18 protein-coding genes are annotated in these 19757 nt (G+C 71.8%); 4 read left to right on the top strand and 14 right to left on the bottom strand.

Going from position 1 to position 19757, the window contains the following annotated elements; all coding sequences use genetic code 11:
• Positions 1 to 47: 47 nt before the first annotated feature.
• On the bottom strand, positions 48 to 941 hold the full coding sequence (locus ACTMTJ_RS33925) for a MurR/RpiR family transcriptional regulator (protein WP_441222744.1): 894 nt from the start codon (positions 939 to 941) through the stop codon (positions 48 to 50).
• A gap of 162 nt (positions 942 to 1103) precedes the next feature.
• Here ACTMTJ_RS33925 and ACTMTJ_RS33920 point away from each other — a divergent pair, with 162 nt between their 5' ends.
• Entirely contained in the window at positions 1104 to 2114 is a 1011-nt protein-coding gene (locus ACTMTJ_RS33920) for an N-acetylglucosamine kinase (RefSeq protein WP_441222743.1), read from the top strand.
• A 201-nt stretch (positions 2115 to 2315) separates the two neighbouring features.
• On the opposite strand, the gene ACTMTJ_RS33915 is transcribed toward ACTMTJ_RS33920, so the two are convergent.
• The 5 genes from ACTMTJ_RS33915 to ACTMTJ_RS33895 all read right to left on the bottom strand — a co-directional run bounded on the left by ACTMTJ_RS33915 (position 2316) and on the right by ACTMTJ_RS33895 (position 7411).
• Complete coding sequence (locus ACTMTJ_RS33915; protein WP_441222742.1) at positions 2316 to 2780, bottom strand: N-acetyltransferase family protein; 465 nt, start codon at positions 2778 to 2780, stop codon at positions 2316 to 2318.
• A gap of 10 nt (positions 2781 to 2790) precedes the next feature.
• The gene (locus ACTMTJ_RS33910) at positions 2791 to 3687 is read right to left on the bottom strand and encodes a carbohydrate ABC transporter permease (RefSeq protein WP_441222741.1); all 897 of its coding nucleotides are present in this window, start codon (positions 3685 to 3687) and stop codon (positions 2791 to 2793) included.
• Positions 3684 to 4592, bottom strand: coding sequence for a carbohydrate ABC transporter permease (locus ACTMTJ_RS33905; protein WP_441222740.1), 909 nt, complete (start codon positions 4590 to 4592; stop codon positions 3684 to 3686). Before ACTMTJ_RS33905 ends, ACTMTJ_RS33910 begins: the two co-directional genes overlap by 4 nt.
• A gap of 17 nt (positions 4593 to 4609) precedes the next feature.
• Positions 4610 to 5977 carry an N-acetylglucosamine/diacetylchitobiose ABC transporter substrate-binding protein gene (gene ngcE / locus ACTMTJ_RS33900; protein WP_441222739.1) on the bottom strand — a complete coding sequence of 456 codons (1368 nt, stop codon included), beginning with the start codon at positions 5975 to 5977 and terminating at the stop codon, positions 4610 to 4612.
• A 144-nt stretch (positions 5978 to 6121) separates the two neighbouring features.
• Positions 6122 to 7411: an aspartate aminotransferase family protein gene (locus tag ACTMTJ_RS33895; protein WP_441222737.1), complete on the bottom strand. Its 1290-nt coding sequence runs from the start codon at positions 7409 to 7411 to the stop codon at positions 6122 to 6124.
• Between the two features lie 74 nt (positions 7412 to 7485).
• On the opposite strand from ACTMTJ_RS33895, the gene ACTMTJ_RS33890 reads away from it, so the two are divergent.
• Positions 7486 to 8424, top strand: coding sequence for a hypothetical protein (locus ACTMTJ_RS33890; RefSeq protein ID WP_441222736.1), 939 nt, complete (start codon positions 7486 to 7488; stop codon positions 8422 to 8424).
• Between the two features lie 21 nt (positions 8425 to 8445).
• Here ACTMTJ_RS33890 and ACTMTJ_RS33885 read toward each other — a convergent pair whose 3' ends face one another.
• From ACTMTJ_RS33885 to murD, 3 genes are read right to left on the bottom strand one after another with little or no spacing between them, the layout of a single operon-like run.
• Complete coding sequence (locus ACTMTJ_RS33885; RefSeq protein ID WP_441222735.1) at positions 8446 to 9315, bottom strand: hypothetical protein; 870 nt, start codon at positions 9313 to 9315, stop codon at positions 8446 to 8448.
• A complete protein-coding gene (locus tag ACTMTJ_RS33880; RefSeq protein WP_441222734.1) occupies positions 9312 to 9890 on the bottom strand; it encodes an RNA polymerase sigma factor in 579 nt (192 codons plus the stop codon). Before ACTMTJ_RS33880 ends, ACTMTJ_RS33885 begins: the two co-directional genes overlap by 4 nt.
• A gap of 35 nt (positions 9891 to 9925) precedes the next feature.
• Entirely contained in the window at positions 9926 to 11263 is a 1338-nt protein-coding gene (gene murD / locus ACTMTJ_RS33875) for a UDP-N-acetylmuramoyl-L-alanine--D-glutamate ligase (protein ID WP_441222733.1), read from the bottom strand.
• Between the two features lie 18 nt (positions 11264 to 11281).
• Here murD and ACTMTJ_RS33870 point away from each other — a divergent pair, with 18 nt between their 5' ends.
• A complete protein-coding gene (locus ACTMTJ_RS33870) occupies positions 11282 to 12586 on the top strand; it encodes a hypothetical protein (protein ID WP_441222732.1) in 1305 nt (434 codons plus the stop codon).
• Positions 12587 to 12633: 47 nt separating this feature from the next.
• Here the strand turns inward: ACTMTJ_RS33870 and ACTMTJ_RS33865 are convergent, their stop codons facing one another.
• The 3 genes from ACTMTJ_RS33865 to ACTMTJ_RS33855 all read right to left on the bottom strand — a co-directional run bounded on the left by ACTMTJ_RS33865 (position 12634) and on the right by ACTMTJ_RS33855 (position 16319).
• On the bottom strand, positions 12634 to 13806 hold the full coding sequence (locus ACTMTJ_RS33865) for a YncE family protein (protein WP_441222731.1): 1173 nt from the start codon (positions 13804 to 13806) through the stop codon (positions 12634 to 12636).
• Between the two features lie 61 nt (positions 13807 to 13867).
• Positions 13868 to 15493 carry a PucR family transcriptional regulator gene (locus tag ACTMTJ_RS33860; protein ID WP_441222729.1) on the bottom strand — a complete coding sequence of 542 codons (1626 nt, stop codon included), beginning with the start codon at positions 15491 to 15493 and terminating at the stop codon, positions 13868 to 13870.
• A gap of 4 nt (positions 15494 to 15497) precedes the next feature.
• Positions 15498 to 16319: a TrmH family RNA methyltransferase gene (locus ACTMTJ_RS33855; RefSeq protein WP_441222823.1), complete on the bottom strand. Its 822-nt coding sequence runs from the start codon at positions 16317 to 16319 to the stop codon at positions 15498 to 15500.
• Between the two features lie 51 nt (positions 16320 to 16370).
• Here ACTMTJ_RS33855 and ACTMTJ_RS33850 point away from each other — a divergent pair, with 51 nt between their 5' ends.
• On the top strand, positions 16371 to 17744 hold the full coding sequence (locus ACTMTJ_RS33850; RefSeq protein WP_441222728.1) for an MFS transporter: 1374 nt from the start codon (positions 16371 to 16373) through the stop codon (positions 17742 to 17744).
• On the opposite strand, the gene ACTMTJ_RS33845 is transcribed toward ACTMTJ_RS33850, so the two are convergent.
• Positions 17737 to 18465 carry a hypothetical protein gene (locus ACTMTJ_RS33845; protein ID WP_441222727.1) on the bottom strand — a complete coding sequence of 243 codons (729 nt, stop codon included), beginning with the start codon at positions 18463 to 18465 and terminating at the stop codon, positions 17737 to 17739. The genes ACTMTJ_RS33850 and ACTMTJ_RS33845 overlap by 8 nt on opposite strands.
• Positions 18466 to 18641: 176 nt before the next feature.
• Entirely contained in the window at positions 18642 to 19745 is a 1104-nt protein-coding gene (locus ACTMTJ_RS33840) for an SPFH domain-containing protein (protein ID WP_441222726.1), read from the bottom strand.
• Positions 19746 to 19757 lie beyond the last annotated feature (12 nt).

Below are 19757 nucleotides of genomic sequence, written 5' to 3'. Positions count from 1 at the left end.
GCTGAATGCGCTCGCAAAGCTCGCTGGGCGCCCCAGGCGGCTGGCGCTCATCTGGCCGCCTCCTTGCCCGCCTTGTGGCCGTCGACGGCCTGGGCCGTCCGCTGGAACGCGGCGTGGGCACGATCGTGTGTGCGCTGCGCGACGGCGATGTACAGCAGGTCGAGCACGACCAGCTGGGGATGCCGGGCGGAGAGGGCGTCGGGCCGGAACGTCGTCGCCTGGGTGGCCGTGAGCAGCACGATGTCGGAGAGCTCGGCCAGCGGCGAACGCGGGAAGCTGGTCAGCGCGACCGTGGTGGCGCCGTGGCTGCCCGCCTCGGCGAGCATCTCGATGGTCTCCCGCGTCTGTCCACTGTGGGAGACGCCGAGCGCCACGTCGCCGGGGCGCAGCAGGGCGGCGCTGGCGAGGCCGTTGTGCACGTCGGTCCAGGCCCACGCGGCCACACCGATGCGGTGCAGGCTGAACTGCATCTCCTCGCCGACCAGGGCGCTGCCGCTGGCCCCGAAGATGTTGACCCGGCTGGCCCCCGCGATCGCGTCGGCGGCGCGCTCCACCTCGCCCAGGTCGAGCAGCCCGGCGGTGTCGTGCATGGCCCGCGTGTCGGCCGCCATGATCTGCTGAAGCACCTTCTCCAGGGGGTCGCCCGGCTCGATCTCCCGGCCGATGTCGACGGTCCAGCCGGCCGCGCGGGCCCGCCCGGTCTCCGCGGCGATGCCGAGACGCAGCTCGGCGTAACCCTCGAAGCCGAGCGCCCGGCAGAACCGGGTGACCGTCGCCGGCGAGGTGCCACTCCGCTCGGCCAGCTCGACGATCGTGGCCCGCGACGCCCCGGCCGGGTCGGTCAGCACCTGCTCGGCGACCCGCTTGAGCGCGCCGGTGAACTCCGGCAGCTTGCCGCGAACGGCCAGCAGCACGCCGTCCACAGCCACCGGGGTGTCCATCCTGCGCCGCCCTCCTTATGGATCTTCATTCGAAAGGAGTGTTAACTGATAGTGGTAAAAGTTCTTACTAACAGGGCTACCTTGTCAAGGTGTTGGGCGAAGTTTTCAAACTGTTACCGTCTGGGAGCGCTATCAGCGCGGCTCCGGCACCACGATGAGCGGGTGTCGGACGCACTCGTGATCGGGCTGGACATCGGCGGCACATCCACCCGTGCCCTGGTCGCCTCCCTCGCCGGCGACCGGGTCGGCACCGGCGCCGCGGGCGGCGGCAACCCCACCTCGCACGGCGCCGAGGCGGCCGCGGCCGAGCTGGCGAAAGCGCTCGCCGAAGCACTCGCCGCCGTCGACCCCGCGCGGGTACGCGCCGGCACGATCGGCCTCGCCGGCGTGGCCCGCCTGCTGGCCGACCCGGCGAGCCGCGCCGCGTTCGACCGCGCCTGGGTCGACGCCGGCCTCCAGTGCCCCTTCGAGATCATCGGCGACGCGCTGGTGGCGTACGCGTCCGGCACGGCGAGCCCGGACGGCACGGTGCTCATCTCCGGCACCGGCGCCATCGCCTGCACCATCCGCGGCTTCGCCCTCGACCGTGTCTCGGACGGTCACGGCTGGCTGCTGGGCGACGCCGGCTCCGGCTTCTGGCTGGGCCGCGAGGCCGTCCGCGCGACCCTGACCGCCATGGACGCCGGCCGCCCGCCGGGCCGCCTCTCCCGCGCCGTGGTGGCGCGGCTCCTCGGCCCGCCCGAGGACACACCCACCGCCGCCCGCGCGGACCTGGGCACGCTCTCCGCGCGGGACCGGGTCGACCTGCTGGTACAGCGGGTGACCCGGCGCCCGCCGGTGGAGCTGGCCAAGCTGGCCCCGCTGGTCATCGCCGCCCACGCGGAGGGCGACCCCACCGCGACCGCGCTGCTGGCCGAGGCCGCCCGCCTGCTGACCGAGAGCGTCGCCCGCATCCGCGAGCCCGGCGACACGAGCCCGATCGTGCTGGCCGGCGGCCTCCTGACCGGCGACACACCGCTGGCCCCGGCGGTCGAGCGCGAGCTGACCGCCCGCTGGCCCGAAGCCCCCCGCCCCCACGCCTCCGACGGCGCCGCGGCGGCGGCCTGGCTCTCCGCCCGCCCCCTGCTCACCCCGGTCGAAGCGGCCGCCCTCCACACGCGACTGCTCCCGTAGACAAATCCATCGAGCTACCGCGATGTCCGTCGTGGTCCGTGCCGTTGCTCCCGCGGCCTCCCCCGTCCGCTGTTGGTCGCCCTCACCCCGCCGGCTGCGCCGGCCAAGGGTCACGCACGACTGGAACACCAGTGCTGTTGTCCGGTCGGTTTTACAGCACTGGTGTTCCAGTCGTCGAAGGGGTCGGGTTGAGCGCGGCGGTCAGGGTGAGGTGGGCTGCCACCAGAGCCACTGGCGGTCGTGGGTGAAGCCGCGGCGTTCGTAGAAGGGGACGGCGCGCTCGCTGGAGTGGACGGTGACGTGTTCGAGGCCGAGCTCGCGGGCCTCGGCCAGCAGGGCCTCCAGCAGCACCGCCCCCACGCCGCTGTCGCGCTGCTCCGGCGCCACGTACACGGCCTGGACGTCGCCCGTGCGGCGGTGGCGGCGGGTGGGGCCCGGCACGCGGTCGGCGAGCATCAGCCAGGCCATGCCCACGACGGCGCCGTCCACCTCGGCGACGAACGGGATGTGCGTGGCCATGTGGTCGACGACCCAGGCGGCGAACGACTCGACGTAGGCCGCGTGGTCGGTGCCCGTGTAGCCGTGCTCCTCGGTCGGCCAGCGCCAGCGCAGCTCGGCCATGACGGGCGCGTCCGCCGGGGTCGCCTTACGTGCCGTCACTCCCATCCCGGCCAGACTACTTGAGCTGGCCGGCGGTCAGGCCGGACTGGATCTGGCGTTGGAAGAGGACGTAGACGCCCAGCACCGGCAGCATCGCGATCGTCAGGCCGGCGAAGAGGCCGCTGAAGTCGCCCTGGTAGCCCTGGCTCACCGCGAGCGCCGACAACCCCTGCGCCAGCACCCACCTCGAGTCGTCGCCCTGCATGAGGACCTGGGGCAGGATGAACTGGTTCCACTGGCCGAGGAAGTTGAAGATGCCCACGCTGATCAGGCCGGGCCGCGCCATCGGCAGCATGACGCGGAAGAAGAGCCGGAACGGGCCGCAGCCGTCGATGAGCGCGGCCTCGGCCACCGCCTGCGGGAGCGTGCGGAAGAACGCGGTCAGGAAGAACACGGTGAACGGCAGCGAGTAGGCCGCGTACACCAGGATGAGGCCCCGCCAGGTGCCGAAGAGGCCGGCGTTGCGCACCACGAAGAAGAGCGGCACCAGCGCCAGGAAGACGGGAAACATCATGCCGCCCACGAACAGGTAGTAGAAGACCTGCTTGAAGCGGAAGTCGTAGCGGGCGAAGACGTACGCGGCGGTGGCGCCGAAGAGCATCGTGAGCGTGAGCGAGCCGGAGACGACGATGATGCTGTTGAGGAAGTAGCGGCCGATGTGCGCCTCGGTCCACGCGCGGTGCCAGTTTTCGAAGCGCAGCGCGCCGGGCAGGCCCCACGGGTCGGTCAGGATCTCGTTGTCGTCCTTGAACGAGCTCAGCACCACCCACAGCAGCGGCAGCGTGGTGAGCAGCGCCCACAGCAGCAGGAAGCCGTGCGAGAAGACGTTTGCCACGCCCCACTCGCGGCGCAACGGCTTGTCGGCGCGAGCGGCGGCCTGAGCCTCGACCGCCTTATCAGCCAGGGCCGTCATGAGTACTCGATCCGGTCCCGCCGCGACGTGCGCAGCGCCAGCACCGCCACCGAGAGGGTGAGGAAGAACATCACGACGCCGATCGCCGAGGCGTACCCGAACTTGGTGTCGCTGCCGAAGGCGGTGTTGTACATGCGCAGGCCGATCACGTCGGAGGAGAAGTTGGGGCCGCCGTTGGTCATCAGCTGCACGAGGATGAAGCCGTCGAGGGCGGCGATCGCCAGGTAGATCCAGGCGACCTGCACGGTGTCCCACAGCAGCGGGATCGTGATCCGGCGGAGCATGACCGCGCGGGAGGCGCCGTCGAGGAGCACCGCCTCGTAGATGTCCCTCGGGATGGCCTGCATCGCCGCGCCGAACAGGACGACGTAGAAGCCGACGTTGGCCCACACCATCACGGCCAACACGCACCAGAACGCGAAGCGCGGGTCGCCCAGCCAGCTCGGCCCGTCGATGCCGAACGGCTCGAGCGCGGCGTTCAGGATGCCGGCGTTGGGGTGGTACACCTGCTGCCAGATCACCGCGATGATGACGACCGAGAGCACCTGGGGGAAGAAGTACACGAGGCGGTAGGCCGCGGTGCCGCGTACGCCGACCACGCCGGCCCGTCCCCCGCGCCCGCCCATGTTGAGCATCGTCGCGAAGAACAGGCCGAGCGCGATCGTCAGCACCGGTACGAGGGCGAGCAGGATCGCGTTGTTCTTGATCGCGTTCCAGACGTAGTCGTCCTTGAACAGCTGGACGAAGTTGTCCAACCCCACCGAGTTGGCGTCGGTGGAGTAGCCGAGCCAGTCGGTGGTGGAGATCTGGAACGCCTGAAGGTACGGCGAGAGCACGAAGACGCCGTACAGGATCAGGGGCGGCACCAGGAACGTGATGATCAGGGGATACTTGCCATGCCGCATGCGCCGCCCCTGCCCCCTCAGGCCCGCTTGAACTTCTTGACCGAGCTGTCCTGCGCGATCATGTCAGCGCCCTTCTGGCACTGGTCGAGGAACTCGGTCGGGCTGATGCGACCGCTGAAGAACTCCCCGCACGCCGCGTCGACGAGCTCGCGTTCGAGCTTGCGGTAGTAGTTGTTGTAGACCCAGTTGAAGCCGTTGCTGCCGGAGGCGTCAAGCGCCTTGACCACAGTGGTCAGGCCGGGCGGGAGGGTCGCACCCTCGGCCGCGCCTGCGACCACGCTGAGCGCGGAGACCTTCTGCGTGAAGTCCTTGGCGCCGCGCATCGACAGCACGGTGCGGAAGTACTCCAGGCCGCCGGGGACGTTCTTCGCCTTGGCCGGCACGACGAACGGCTCGCCGGCCGTGCCCCGGATCGCCTCGAACGGCAGCTTGTCGCCGGTGCTGAGGCTCGGCGTCGGCGCGATCGCCATGTTGAAGCCGGCGGGGGTGACCGCCTTCTGCTCGTTCTCTATCCAGGAGCCGCAGGAGATGAACGCCGCCTTGCCGCGGCACCACTCGGTCTGCGACTGCACGTGGTCGAGGCCGGGCGTGCCGGGCAGGATGAACTTGTCCTTGACGATCTGGTGCCAGGCGTCGACCGACTGCTTCATCGCGTCCGACTTCCACGCGTTGGGCTCGAGGTTGTCGATCGCCTTCGCGACGTCGAGCCCGCCGAGCTTGATGGCCGTGGAGATGACGGGCCAGCTCATGTAGCGGGGGTGCTTGCCCGCGTAGGTCCACGGCGAGATGCCGGCCGCCTGGATGGTGCGGCACAGCGCGATGTGCTCGTCCCACGTCTTCGGGTACTGCCAGCCGCGGTCGGCGAAGAGCTTCTGCGAGTACCAGATGCCGTAGACCGTGTAGCTGATGTTGAGCACGTGGAACTTGCCGTCGAAGCTGCCCACGTCGACCACGCCGGGCAGCAGCGTGTCGCGCACCTTCTTGCCCGGCACGTCGAGGCTCGGCGCGTCGAGCAGCGGGCCGAGGTCGGCGAGCGCGCCCTGCGACACGAGGCCGCCGGGGTCGATCTGGCCGGCGCCGGAGTTGTTGACCACGTCGGGCGGGCTGCCGTCGACGAAGCGCGGCTGGAGGGTCTTGCTGATCTCCTGGGTGGCCGAGTGCGTGATCTTCGCGTTCGGGTACTTCTCGTTGTACATGGCCTCGTGGGCCTTGGCGTACTCCTCGCCGTACCCGCCGTTGAAGATGACCACCTCCAGCGGCGCGTCCGCCTTCACGCCGAAGGGGTTTTCCGCGGTCTTCTCGCCCTGGTTGGCGCTGTCGCCGCCGGAGTCGTCGTCGCCACTCGTCGCGCAGCCGGTCAGTAGGCCGGCCGCGGGGGTCGCCATGACGCCGGCGACGACCCCACGACGGAGAATGTCACGCCTTGTACTATTCATGGGGGCCGCGTCACTTCCCTTCAGTCGCTGTTAACGCTTTGAAGGATTCTTACGACAAGTCGTGGGTGACAGCAACCCCTGGGCACCGAACCGTTACGTGGCGGCCCTCCCGATGGCGTCGACCAGGATCGCCAGCCCCTCCCGCGCCTCGTCCTCACCGAGCGTGAGCGGCGGGCCCATGCGCAGCACGTTGCCGTACAGGCCGCCCTTGCCCACGAGCAGGCCACCCTCCTTCGCGAGCTCGAAGACCCGCGCGGTCACCGCCGGGTCCGGCTCCACCGTGCCCGGCCGCACGAACTCGATCGCCAGCATCAGCCCCTTGCCCCGTACCTCGGCCATGATCGGGTGATCCGCGGCGGCCGAGCGCAGCCCCTCCAACAGGATGCCGCCGACCCGCTGGGCGTTCTCCTGAAGATTGTGGTCGAGCACGTAGTCGAGCACCGCGTTGCCGGCCGCCGTCGAGATCGGGTTGCCGCCGAAGGTGGAGAAGGAGATCGCCTCCACCGCGTTCATCACCTCGGCCCGGCCGACCACGCCGGCCAGCGCGAAGCCGTTGCCGATGCCCTTGGCGAACGTGAGCAGGTCGGGCGTCACTCCGTGCGCCTGGTAGCCCCAGAAGTGCTCGCCGGTGCGCCCCCAGCCGGTCTGCACCTCGTCCGAGATGAGCAGGATGCCGTACTCGTCGAGCACCTTCTTCAGCCCCGCGAAGAGCCCGTCCGGCGCGCTCACGAAACCGCCCACGCCCTGGATCGGCTCGGCGATCAGGCAGGCCACGTCGCCGGCGGTCTGCGTGGCGATCACCTCGCGCAGGTCTTCGACCGCCGCCTCGATGTGGTCGGCGTCGTCGAGCTTGGCGAGCACGCCGCGCAGCCGGTCGCCGGAGTGCAGCCAGGCCACCTGGAGCGGGTTGAGGGCGCTCGCCGACCAGCTGCGGTGCCCGGTGATGCCGATCGTCGCGTACGACCGGCCGTGGTAGCTGTTGCGCACCGCGAGCACCTGGTTGGACTTGCGCAGGTTGGTGGCGACCAACAGCGCGGCCTCGTTGGCCTCGGTGCCCGAGTTGGTGAAGAAGACCCGCGCGTCCTCGATGCCGGAGAGCCGGGCGATCTTCTCGGCGAGCTCGACCTGCTGGCGGATCAGGTACAGCGTCGAGGTGTGCGCCACGCCCGTGCGCAGCTGCCGCTCGACCGCCTCGCGGATCTCCGCCACGTCGTACCCGATCATGGTGGTGAGCACGCCGCCGAAGAAGTCGAGATACGTGCGGCCGGACGCGTCGGTGACCCGGCACCCCGATCCGGACACGATCTCGATCGGCTCCTGGTAGTAGAGCGGCATCCACTTGGGCAGCACGGCTCTGTGCCGCGCGAGCAGGTCATCGGTCATACCGCACGCTCCCACCGGCGCGGCCCCGGAGGCAACCTACAGTGTGTAACTGCCATCCCCGTTAAGATCCGACCGTGCACGTGCAGCCGGTCCCGCTCCCGTCCGGCGAGCCGGCCGCCGTGCTCGACGGCGTGGCTCGCTGGATCACGTCCGCGCCCCTGCGCGACCTCGTCACCGCGTTCGGCGGCCAGTGGCCGGGCGGCGACAGCCCCTCGCTGCTGGGCTGGCTGGACGCGTTCTCGGCCACCCACTGGGACTTCCGCGCCGGCGCCGAGCGCCCGGACGCCCGCGAGCCCGACCTCGACCCCGAGATCGCCACGCTCGTCGAAGCGTCGGCCGAGGCGCTCGGCATGATCGGCGCGAAGCCACCGCCTCGCCGCGACTACAAGCACGTGGTCGTGCTCGGCGGGCTCGCGCACGCCTGCCTGCGGCGCACCGCGTACGCCGCGCACCTGCTGCACCGCGGCACGTTCGCCGAGGGGGTGGGCGTGCTGGGCAGCTTCCGCCCGCTGTCGCCGGCCGAGCGTGCCCTCCCGCCGGTCAACGGCTGCCGCAGCGAGATCGACGTGCTCGACCTCGGCGTGCGGCGCGCGTTCAAGGTCGACGAGCCGGTCGAGGCCGACGCCGCGCCGGACGGCTCCTGGTCCGTGCGCACCTACGCGCCCGAGGAGGGCCCGCCGATCGCGGTGCTGGCCGCGCCGTCGTCCGAGCCCGGGATACGCCGCGCGCACACCGCCGACACCCAGCGCTTCTGGGCCAAGCGCGCGGCGCTGGCGCAGGGCGACCGGGTGCTGGTGGTGACCGCGCCGATCTACGTGCCGTTCCAGCACTGCGACGCGGTGCGCACCCTCGGCCTGCCGTACGGCTGCGCGGTCGACACGATCGGCGTCGACCCCCGCCTCGCCGACGACCTCGCCCTGCCCGAGCCGGTGCTCACCCCCGGCCGCTACCTCCAGGAGATCAGGTCCGCGATCCGCTCCATGCGCCTGCTGGTCGCCGCCCTCGGGGGTTGAGCCGCCGTGGTGGGTGCCGGGCTAGCGGCGCCAGGCTTCGGTGGGTAGGCAGGTGGCGGGGTCCGGTGTGGGTGCGTCCTTCTTCGCGGGGCGCGGGAGGTAGAGCACGTTGCCGGCCGGGTCGGCGTAGCAGCGGTCGGGGTAGTCCTTGTCGAAGAGGGGCATACGGCCGATCTCGTTGCCGTCGGCGTCGTAGCTGACCAGGCGCGCGTTGGCGCGGACCGGGCCGCCCTGGCTGACCAGGCCGAAGGCGCCGTCCTTCAGGCGTGCCGGGGTGGTGCGCCCGTCGCCGTGTTCCAACACGAGCCGGCTCACCCGGTGACTGGCCCGGCCGATGACCATCACGTCGCCGCCGTCCACATCGCTGGACGACAGGCTGAGCCACTGAACCGGACCGGGCAGCCAGTTTCGGCGGTCTCCCCACTCGTCCGAACCGGTGCCGCCGCTGATCTCCTCGCCCGGCTCCTCGTCCAGCTCGCAGGTGTAGTACCCGTCCGGTTTCAGGAATAGCATGGCGGACCGGTGCCCGTGCCCCGTCGCCACGACCAGGTCGTCCATCCCGACGGTGATCGCGTGTCCGGGGACCTCCGGGTGCCGTTCCCGATTCCAGGCCAGGCACTTTTTGGCCGCCGCGCGCAGCGGGGGCGACAGCTCGGCGGCGGACATCGCGAGCGCCTGGGTGCTCTGGCCACCGCCGTCGCCGGACGGCCACAGCACGGCTCCGCCCACACCCGCCGCGACGGTCGTCACGACGGCGGCCAGGACCGCCACCCGCCGGCCGGTGTGCGAGGGCGGCGGCTCGCCCAGCGTGGCGAGGACGCCGGCCCGGATGCGGTCCGCGCGGTCGGCGGGCAGGTCTCGGTCGGCGGGGGGGTTCAGGATGTCGTTCATCGCTCCTCCTCGGTGTCGGCGGCCACCATGCGGGCCAGGCGGGACCGGGCGCGGCTGACCCGGGAACGGACGGCGCCCTCGGTGACGCCGAGGATCGCGGCGGCCTGCGGATAGCCGACGCCGGACCAGACGCAGAGGGCGAGCGCCTCGCGTTCGGCGCGGGGCAGCTTGCGCACCAGCGCCAGCAGGTCCCGCATCCGCTGCTCGTCGCGCAGCCGGTCGGCCACCTCGTCGGCCGGGTCGGACGTGCCTTCCGGCTCCGGCGGCACCCGGCGCAGCAGGGCGTGCCAGCGGCGCCGCGACCGGTGCTCGGTGCGGGCCGCGTTGGTGGCCACGACCAGCAGCCACGGCAGCACGGAGCCGTCGACCAGGCGGACCTCGCGCCGGCGCCGCCACGCGGTCACGAACGTGGTCTGCGTGACGTCCTCGGCGACGCTCCACGAGCCGCAGAGCCGGAACGCGTGGTTGTAGACCGCGCGGGCGTGCCGCTCGAACAGCTGCCCGAACGCCGCCTCGTCGCCTGCGGTGCCGGCCGCCAGGAGCTGGGTGTCGCTCGGCGGTACCTCGATCCTCACACCTGTATATGGCCGGCCGGGGCCGGCGTGTCGCGTCACGCGAGCGGGGCGGTGTCCCTCACGGCTTGGGCGAAGACCTCGGAACGGTGCTCGAAGTTGCGGAAGCGGCCGTAGCTCGGCGCCGCCGGCGACAGCAGCACCGCGCCGCCCGCGGGGGTGACCGCACGGGCCCGCCGGACCGCGTCGACGAGGTCGTCGGCGACCTCGGTACGCACGCCGGGCAGCCCGTCCAGCGCGGCGACGATGCGCGCGCCGCTGTCCGGGATGCCGATCACGGTGAGCTCGCGGCCGGCCAGGTGCGCGCGCAGCGGGGCGTAGTCGAGGCCCCGGTCGGTGCCGCCCACGATGACGGTCAGCGGCCGCCCGTCGTAGGCGTCGATCGCGTGCATCGAGGCGTACGGGCTGGTCGCGAGCGTGTCGTCGACGAACGTCAGCCCGGACGGGTCGTCGATCTCGGTCAGCCGGTGGGGCAGCGCGGCGAAGCTCTTGGCGGCGGTGGCGAGCGTGTCCGCGCCGGCCACGGTGTCGATGCCGAGCGCCTCCAGCACCGCGAGCGCGACGCACAGGTTGCGCTCGTTGTGCCGGCCGACCAGTGGCAGCACCGCCCGTTCGAAGAGCGGGGTTTCCGCCCGGTACACGATCCCGTCCCGCACGTGGTACGAGTCGGGCAGGCCGGCCCGCACCGCTGGGCGGTCGCCGATCTCCGCCGCGAGGCGCTCGTCGAGCCCGTTGACCACCACGGTCTCCGGGTCGTGCGCGATGAGGTTGAGCTTGTCGCGGTAGTACTCCCGCTCGCCGCCGTGCGCGTCGAGGTGCTCGGGGAAGAGCGCGGTCACCACCGCCACCCGGGGTGAGTCGGTGAGGTCGCTGCACTGGTAGCTGGAGAGCTCCAGCACGTACTGCTCGCTGTCGGGCAGGTCGAGCAGCGGCACGCCGATGTTGCCGCCGAAGACGTTGGGCCGCCCGGCGGCGCTCAGCAGGTGGCTGATCAGGCTCGACGTGGTGCTCTTGCCCTTGCTGCCGGTCACGCCGACGGTCGCGGCGGCGTGGTCGGCCATCCACAGGGCGGTGCCACCCGTGACCGTTATGCCCCGTTCGCGAGCTTCGAGGATCCATCGATGGGTCTGCGGCACGCCCGGCGAGCGCACGATCACGTCGGCGCCCATCAGCGCGTCGTGGCAGCCGTCGCCGGTGACCAGCGGCACGTCCTTCGCCTTGCTCTCCGACCAGTCGAGCGAGAGGAAGTTGACCGTGTCGTCGACGGCGACGAGGCGGGCCGGCCCGTGCGCCGCGATCGCCGCGGCGGCGGCCACCCCCTCACGTCCCGAGCCCCAGACGGCGACGGAACGGCCACGCAGGTCAGAAAGGCGCATGCGCCCTAGTATTGCGGGGTGCTCGAGACCCAGTTCCGCCGGCTGTCCTTCCCCGCGCTCACGTTCGACCCCGCGTCGGGCGAGGCGCGGCTGCCCTACGCGCTGGACGAGCTCGAGTTCATCGAGACGGTGACGTTCCCGGTGCCGACCGGGCCGGTCCCGGCCGCCTTCCACCGCGTGCTGGAGCTGCTGCACCTCGTCGCGGGCGTGAGCTACTTCAAGGTGGGCGCGCCGCCGGAGATCACGACCGCCACGCCGCTCAGCCCGGCCGCCACGGCCCTGCTCGACGCGGTCTACACCAAGGGCATGGCGGAGTACGCGTACCGCAACGAACTGCCGCACGTGCTCTCGCTGAGCGTTTCGGCGCCGGCCGCGTCACCGCAGTCCCCGGTCTCCGTCGCCGGCAAGCGGCCGCTCAGCCCGGTCGGCGGCGGCAAGGACTCGATCGTGACGCTGGAGGCGCTGCGGCGCGGCGGGCTCGACCCGGTGCCGTTCGCGGTCAACCCCAACTGGGTGATCCAGGCGGTCTTCTCGGCCTCCGGCCTGACCCCACTGGTCGCCCGCCGCAAGATCGACCCGAAGCTTTTCGACCTCAACGCGGCCGGCGCGCTCAACGGCCACATCCCGGTCACCGCGATCAACTCGCTCATCGCGGTCGCCACCGCCACGCTGCACGGCCTCGGCCCGGTGGTGATGTCCAACGAGCGCTCCGCCTCCGACCCCAACCTCGTCTGGAACGAGCACGAGATCAACCACCAGTGGTCCAAGGGCGTCGAGGCGGAAGGGCTGCTGCGCGGGGCGCTGGCCGCGCACGCGGGGCTCGCGGACGCGTACTTCTCGCTGTTGCGGCCGCTCTCCGAGCTGCACATCGCGCGCCTGTTCGCGGCGCACACCCAGTACGACGAGGTGGTCACGAGCTGCAACGCCGCCTTCAAGCTGCGCGACGCGAGCGCCCGGTGGTGCGGCCACTGTCCAAAGTGCCGCTTCGTCTTCCTGGCGATGGCCCCGTTCATGCCGCGGGCCCGGCTCGTCGCCATCTTCGGCGCCGACCTGCTCGCCGACGAGACCCAGATCCCCGGGTACAAGGAGCTGCTGGGCCTCGACGGCCACAAGCCCTTCGAGTGCGTGGGCGAGGTCGAGGAGTCGGTCGTCGCGCTGAGCCTGCTGCGGGATAGTCCGGAGTGGACAGACGCGCGGGTGGTGTCGGAGCTGGCCGCCGCGATCCCCGGTGCCGCGTGGACCGCGGCCGCCAACTCCGACGTCTTCACGCCCGGCGGCACCAACTACGTGCCACCGGCTTTCGCCTCGCTGGTCACCCCGTAAGGGCGCGCCCGCGTGCCAAGAGGGCAGCCCTCTTGGGGGGCGGAAGGTCAGGGGAGCGCGGCGATCGCCTCCGGCGCGAGCTTGGCGTTGCGTTCGCGCTGGGGGAAGTCGCCGACCGGGACTCTCGCGACCACCGCGCCCGTGGCGTAGGACAGGACGACCATCTCGTCGTCGCCGCTCAGCGTCACGTAGCAGTAGCGGCCGTCGAAGCTGCTCTGCGCCCAGTACGGGATGTCGCCCACCGGCACGATCTGGTTGGTGGTGAGGGCCGGCCGGGACAGGATCGCCGCATAGTCGTCGATCGTGCCGGCCACGCAGAGCTTGGTGCCGTCGCCGGACATCGCGATGCCGTGGTGGGCCGAGTTGCCCGGGTAGTCGTCCGGGTGGGTGGCCCGCCCCTCCTCGCTGAACGGCAGGTTGACCGTGCGCACGATCCGCCCGGCGACCAGGTCGTACTCGACGAGGCCGTTGAGGTAGGACAGCTGCGCGTACATGGTGCGGTTGTCGGGGGTGAAGACCGCCGGGCGCACACCGTGGTCGAACTCGTAGGTGCGGGTCACCCGGAACGTGTTCGGGTCGACGACGGTGAGCCGCTTGGCGCCCTTGGCCCACTCCATCCACTGCGGCAGGGAGATCGCGCCGATGCTGGAGTTGTAGAGGCGGGTGCCGTCCGGCGAGTAGTCGTTGGCGTGTGGGTAGGCGCCGGTGGGAAACTCGGCCACTTCCCGGCCGGTGGCCGCGTTGATGACCTGCGCCTTGTTCACGGTGGTGTCCGAGACGATGATCCGGCTGCCGTCGGGCGAGATCGCCATGTGGTCGGCGTGGTAGCCCTCCAGCTTGTAGCGCCACACCTGCTGGTGCGTGACCAGGTCGATGGCCACCACGTCGGGCAGATTGGAGCGGGAGACGTACATGACGCGGCCGTCCGGCGAGACGGCCATGTCGTCGACCAGCTTGTCGCCGTTCTGCGAGCGGACCACCTCGTACGCGGCGCGCTCGACGAGGTTCATCTCGTCGAGGCGCTGCTGGAGGTCGGGGATGACGTCGAGCGTGCCGAGGACCTCGAACGTCCGCTCGTCGACGAAGCTGACCGTGCCGCCGTAGGCGTTGCCGACCAGGAGCACCTCGCGGAGGGCGGCGGGTGCGGCGCTCGCGGTGGACGGCGCGACCGCGAGTGCGCCGAGCAGGAGTGTCGTGGCCGCCAGGGAAGTCTTTCTCATGACGCGCCCCTTCGAGGACGGTGAATGTTACCGCCCAGTAAAATGGATATCGGGAAACGCGTCAATGTTTCATATTTTGCTCCCGCACCGCGTCCAGCGCCAGGATCGCCACGTGCAGGGAGAGGCAGGTGTCGACCGCGTCGAGGTCGGCGTCGAGCACCCGCTCGATGCGGGCCAGCCGCTCGTAGAGAGCCGGCCTCGACAGGTGCGCCGCGGCGGCCGCGGCCGACTTGTTGCGGCCACTGTCCAAATAGGCCCGTAGCGTGCCGAGCAGGCGCTCCTTGGGGTGCCGCGCGTCGTACGCCAGCAGGGGACCCAGCTCACGCTCCACAAAGGTCTGTAGCCGCGGCTCGTCGCGCAGCAGGTGCAGCAGGCCGGCCAGTCCCACGTGCGGCAGGCGGAACACCGTCAGGTCCCGCCGCCCGTGCCGCGCCGCGTCGGCCACCTGCCGGGCCTCCACAAGGGAGCGACGCGCGTCGCGCAGCGAGTCGACCCGCGAGCCGGCCGCGACGACCACGGCGGGCGCGGCCGCTCCCCGTACCCGGTGCAAGGCGGCGGCGAACGCGGAGAGCGACCGTTCCTCGTCGGTGACCGCGGGCAGCGCGACGAGCGCGCCCACCGCGTGGTCGTCGAGCGGGCCGGCCAGCCCGGCCAGGGCGGCCTCGCGCAGCGCGTGGCTCACCGCCTCCGCCAGGTCGCGCAGGCGGGCCGCGTCGGGCGCGGGCTCCTCACCGCGATGGCGCACCACCACGCCGACCAGGTGACGGCGATCCAGCGGCACCCCCAGCGCCCGCGCCCGCAGCGCCACCTCGTCCACCGGGCGGGTGTGGTCGAGCAGCGCGGTGAGCAGGGTGCGGTGCAGCTGGTGCTCCAGGCCCGCGGCGTCGCGGCGGATCAGGCGGCCGAGGGCGAGCGTGGACGCGGCGCGTTCGAGCAGGATGGTCAGCCGGGTCGGCGGCGGCCCGTCGCCCGCCCAGCGGGCCAGCAGGCGGCCCCAGTCCTGCCCGCGTGCGCCGACGTTGGTGACGAGCCACCCCGCGTCGGCGTCGTACGCGGTGCGCCCCGCCGGCTGGATCCGCCGCGAGTGCTGCTCCCAGGCGTCCAGCAGCAGCTCCGCGCTGTCGCCGGCGGTGTCGTAGGCGAGCACCTGGCGGGCCAGGTTTTCCAGCACGACCGGGCAGCCGGCCAGCGCGGCGGCCTGGTGCACCACCTCGGCCGGCTCCGCCCCCTCGACCGAGAGCTCGGTGAAGCGCTGATGGATCTCCTCGGTCGCCCGCAGCTCGGTCAGCTGCGCGTCGACGATCAGCGCGTGCACGGCCTCGGTGATCCGCACGAACGGCGTGGCCCGCCGCAGCTCCACCAGCGGCATCCCGCGCCGCTGCGCCGCCGCGGCCATCACCCTCGGGACACTCCCCGTGTACCGCCGGCCGAGCTCCACGACGAGCCCGGCGACGCCCACGTCGGCGAGGTCGGCGACGAACGCCCGGATGCCCGCGTCGTCGACCGGCAGCCCGATGCCGGTGGTGAGCACCAGCTCGCCGCCGCGCAGCAGGGTGGCGATGTCGGGCACCTCGGCCACGTGCACCCACCGCACCGGCCGGTCGAGCCCGCTCTCCCCCGCGACCACGCGCGGCTCCCCGTGGCGCACCGGGTCGAGGGCGATGACCTCACGGACAGTAGGGAACACAGGCTCAGTCTTCCCGACCCAGCTCCCAGAAGGCGACAGCCGCCGCCGCGGCCACGTTGAGCGAGTCGACCCCGCGCCGCATCGGGATGACGACGCGCTTGTCACTGGCTTCGATGGCTTTGCGGGACAGGCCGGGCCCCTCGGCGCCGAGGAGGAGGGCCGTCCTTTTGGCTTTCCCCACCCTCTGGATCGGCGTCGCGTCGGCGGACAACGTCATCGCCAGCACGGTGAAGCCGGCGGCCTTCACACGGTCGAGCGCGGCCGGCCACGGCTCCAGCGTCGCGTACGGCACGGCGAAGACCTCGCCCATGCTCACCCGCACGCTGCGCCGGTAGAGCGGGTCGGCGCAGGAGGGCGAGAGCAGCACCCCGTCGACGCCGAGCGCCGCCGCGCCCCGGAAGACCGCGCCGAGGTTGGTGTGGTTGTTGACGTCTTCCAGGATCGCCACCCGCCGCGCCTCGCCGAGCACGTCCGCAGGGTCGGCCAAGGGCTTGCGGTGGAACGAGGCGAGCACCCCGCGGTGCACGTGGAAGCCGGTCGCCTTTTCGAGCACCTCCTGGCTGGCCGCGTAGACGGGGGCGTCCACCAGATCGCCGAACTGCTCGAGCCGCTTCTCGTCGAGCAGGTACGACCTGGCCCGGTAGCCGGCCCGCAGCGCCCTCCGCAGGACCAGCTCCCCCTCGGCGATGAACAGCCCGTGCGGCGGCTCCCACCGCGTCCGCAGCTCGACGTCGGTCAGCGCCCGGTAGTCCGCGATCCGCTCGTCGTCCGGATCGGTGATCAGCTCCACGGTGGCATTCTCCCGCCCCGGGTTGACGCAACCAATTGGCTGCTATAAGTTGAGTAGCAACCAGTCAGTTGCTATATGGGAGCCGAAATGCTCAGTGGCCGGGAACGGTTGATCCTCTTCGTCCTCCTCGGTGCCGGTTTTATGCTGTCCGTCGACTTTTCGATCTTGAACGTGGCACTGCCGGAGGTCGGCGCCGGCGTCGGCCTCGACGTGACCGGGCTGCCCTGGATCACCTCGGCGTACGCGCTGCCCGCGGCCGGCTTCACGCTCCTGTTCGGCCGGATGGCCGACCTCTTCGGGCGCCGCCGGCTGTTTCTGGCCGCGATGGTCCTGCTGGCCGCGTCGTCGCTGCTCGGCGGCTTCGCAACAAACCCGCAGACCCTCCTTGCCGCGCGGGTGCTCCAGGGCTTCGCGACCGCGATGACGATCCCCGCGGCGATGTCGCTGCTCACCACCACCTTCGCCGAGGGCTCGACGCGCGCTCGCATCCTCGGCCTCAACGGCGCCCTGCTGTCCGGCGGCTTCACGTTCGGCGCGCTCGTCGGAGGCACCCTGGTCAGCGTGTGGAGCTGGCGGGCCGCGTTCTTCGTCAACGTGCCGGTCGCCGTCGCGATCCTGCTGCTCACGCCGTTTCTGATCAGCGAGAGCAGGGTGCCCGACCGGGCGAGGCTGGACGTGCCCGGCGCGGTGACCGTGACCGGCGGCCTGCTCGCCGTGCTCTACGGGATCATCGAGAAGCACCTGCTCTGGGGCGCCGCCGGCGTGCTGCTGCTGGTCGCGTTCTGGATGATCGAGCTGCGCTCCCCGGCGCCGCTCGCGCCCGTGCGCATCCTCAAGCTGCCCACGGTGAAGTGGGGCAACTACGCGGGGCTGGTCATCTTCCTGATGGAGCCCGCCATGATCTTCCTGATGACGCTGTACCTCCAGAAGACCCTCGGCTTCTCCGCGCTCACCACCGGCCTGGTCTTCGGCGTGCCGGGCCTGGCCGCCGTGGCCGCCGGGGTCCTCGCCGGACGCTCCATCGGGCGCTTCGGCAGCCGCCGGATGCTGACCGTCGGCGTGCTGGTGCAGGGCCTCGCCACGCTGCCGCTGGTGTTTCTCGGCACCGACCGGTCCGCGCTCGCGATCCTGGTCCCCGCGCTGTTCATCGGCTTCTTCGGCCATGTGACCGCCATCGTGGCTTACACGGTGACGGGCACGTCGGGTCTGCCCAACGAGCAGCAGGGCCTGGCCACCGGGCTGACCTCGATGACGCAACAGGTGGCCATCACCGTCGGCATACCGATCCTGAGCGCGGTCGCGGCGACCCAGAGCGTGGAGCTGACCGGCATCCGGCTCGCGCTGAGCGTCAACGTGGCCGTGACGCTCGTCAGCGCGTTCCTCATCTGGTCCGGGCTGCGCCCGCGCGACGAGCGCCGGGCGGCCACGGCGGCCGCCCCACGGCTGGAACGGGTCAGTTGACGCTGCCGGTCGTGGCCACCTTGGCCGCCACCGCCTTGGCGCCGGCGGCCGCCGCGGCCGTCCGCCCACTGTGGACGGCTGGCACCAGGTGGCCGGCGGTCCACGACATGCCGATGCCGGCCGCGAGGACGAAGATGGCACCGACCGTCTGAAGTGGACCGACCAGCAGGCCGGCGACGCCGAGCATCGGCGCGGCGAGCATCAGGATCAGGCCGTCCGACTTGCCGAACAGGCCGCTGCGCGCCACCGACCACCCGGCCAGCAGCCAGCCCAGCGAGTAGACGGCGCCGCCGGCCAGCGCGAGCGTGCGCGCGTCCGTGCCGTACACGGCGGTGTCTCTGGGCACCGCCGCGAACGGCAGCCACAGCACCACACCGGTGAGACCGACCATCAGGCCGGCCGCGGCGGTGCGGCGGCTGCGCGCGGCGGCCAGCAGGCCCGTGAGCGCGACGAGCGCCATCAGGCCCAGCCACATCGCGACCACCCAGCCGATGAGGTGGAGCACGCGGCCGTTCTCCAGGTACGGGATCGGCGCTCCGCCGTCCCATCGGCCGAGTGTCACCGCGCCGTAGGCGACGGCGTAGCCCGGGAGCGTCCACATCAGGCCCCGGGCGAAGCGGCGTACGGACCACGCCCAGGTGGCGTTGGTGACCGGGCCGATGGCCGAGCGCTCCGGGGCGGCGGCCGCGACGACCGCGACCCCCGCGTCGGTCCGGGACACCACCTTCACCGGGGCCGACCGCACCGTCGACCCCGCCGGGCGCGTGTGTCTCGTGGCGTTCGTCATGGCCAACCGCCTTTCCCCCGCTGCGGCCGGAACGCGCCGGCGCCCCGGCACTTACCATGCTGGATCGATCATGGCAGCAGCCGGGGCGCCGGGAGGACGATTCCGACGAATCAGGCGCGCTCCCTCTCCTGTGCCGCGGTCTGGTCGAGCAGGTCGGACGGGGCCACCGGCTCGGGCGCGGGCAGGCCGCGCGGCCTGTCGCCGGAGACCTGCCGCTCCGCCTCCTGCACCGACTGCTGTACCTCCTCGGCGGCGGCCGCCGCGGCCTGGGCGGCCTCGGCCGCCTCCCGCTCGACGGCAGCCGCGTCCACCGCGACCTTGGGCTCGTCACCGACCATCCCGGCGAGGCCACCCAGCGCGCCGCCGAGGCCTTCGAGGGCCTTGGTGAGCTCGGCCGGCACGATCCACACCTTGTTGGCCGTGCCGTTGGCGATCTGCGGCAGCGCCTGGAGGTACTGGTACGCCAGCACCTTCTGGCTCGGATTGGCGGCGTGGATCGCGTCGAAGACCGTGCGGATGGCCTTCGCCTGGCCCTCGGCCTGGAGGATGCGCGCCTGCCGGTCACCGTCCGCACGCAGCACCGCGCCCTGCTTGTCGCCCTCGGCGCTCAGGATCTGTGCCTGCTTCTGCCCCTCGGCGGTCAGGATCGTCGCTCGCCGCTCGCGCTCGGCGCGCATCTGCTTCTCCATCGAGTCGCGGATGCTCGGCGGCGGCTCGATCGCCTTGATCTCGACGCGGGTCACCTTGACGCCCCAGCGGCCGGTGGTCTCGTCGAGCACGCCGGACAGGTGCCGGTTGATCTCCTCGCGGCTGGTGAGCGCCTTCTCCAGGTCGAGCGAGCCGATCACGTTACGCAGCGTCGTGACCGTGAGCTGCTCGATGGCCTGGAGGAAGTTGGCGATCTCGTACGTGGCGCGCACCGGGTCGACGACCTTGAAGTAGAGCACCGTGTCGATGGAGACCACGAGGTTGTCGGAGGTGATCACCGGCTGCGGCGGGAAGCTCACCACCTGCTCGCGCAGGTCGACCTTGGTACGGACCGAGTCGATGAACGGGACCAGCAGGTTGAGCCCCGGCCGGAGGGTGCGCTGGTAGCGGCCCAGCCGCTCGACCACGAAGTTGCGCTGCTGCGGCACGATCCGCACCGCACGAATAAGGGTGATCGCCACAAAAAGTGCGACGAAAGCCACGACGATCGCGATGACAACATCCATTGTTTACCCCAA

This window comes from Phytohabitans sp. LJ34 (assembly GCF_052068095.1).
Taxonomy (GTDB): Bacteria; Actinomycetota; Actinomycetes; order Mycobacteriales; family Micromonosporaceae; genus Phytohabitans.
Note: the sequence above shows the minus strand (reverse complement) of the source record. Positions and strands in the feature narration are given on the sequence as shown.

What these genes read in the sequence shown, in the direction of transcription:
- murD (WP_441222733.1), bottom strand. Translation starts at nt 11,263, where the DNA reads ATGCGCCTTTCTGACCTGCGTGGCCGTTCCGTCGCCGTCTGGGGCTCG.
- ACTMTJ_RS33840 (WP_441222726.1), bottom strand. Translation starts at nt 19,745, where the DNA reads ATGGATGTTGTCATCGCGATCGTCGTGGCTTTCGTCGCACTTTTTGTG.
- ngcE (WP_441222739.1), bottom strand. Translation starts at nt 5,977, where the DNA reads ATGGCGACCCCCGCGGCCGGCCTACTGACCGGCTGCGCGACGAGTGGC.
- ACTMTJ_RS33895 (WP_441222737.1), bottom strand. Translation starts at nt 7,411, where the DNA reads ATGACCGATGACCTGCTCGCGCGGCACAGAGCCGTGCTGCCCAAGTGG.
- ACTMTJ_RS33905 (WP_441222740.1), bottom strand. Translation starts at nt 4,592, where the DNA reads ATGCGGCATGGCAAGTATCCCCTGATCATCACGTTCCTGGTGCCGCCC.
- ACTMTJ_RS33865 (WP_441222731.1), bottom strand. Translation starts at nt 13,806, where the DNA reads ATGAGAAAGACTTCCCTGGCGGCCACGACACTCCTGCTCGGCGCACTC.
- ACTMTJ_RS33885 (WP_441222735.1), bottom strand. Translation starts at nt 9,315, where the DNA reads ATGAACGACATCCTGAACCCCCCCGCCGACCGAGACCTGCCCGCCGAC.
- ACTMTJ_RS33915 (WP_441222742.1), bottom strand. Translation starts at nt 2,780, where the DNA reads ATGGGAGTGACGGCACGTAAGGCGACCCCGGCGGACGCGCCCGTCATG.
- ACTMTJ_RS33910 (WP_441222741.1), bottom strand. Translation starts at nt 3,687, where the DNA reads ATGACGGCCCTGGCTGATAAGGCGGTCGAGGCTCAGGCCGCCGCTCGC.
- ACTMTJ_RS33925 (WP_441222744.1), bottom strand. Translation starts at nt 941, where the DNA reads ATGGACACCCCGGTGGCTGTGGACGGCGTGCTGCTGGCCGTTCGCGGC.
- ACTMTJ_RS33850 (WP_441222728.1), top strand. Translation starts at nt 16,371, where the DNA reads ATGCTCAGTGGCCGGGAACGGTTGATCCTCTTCGTCCTCCTCGGTGCC.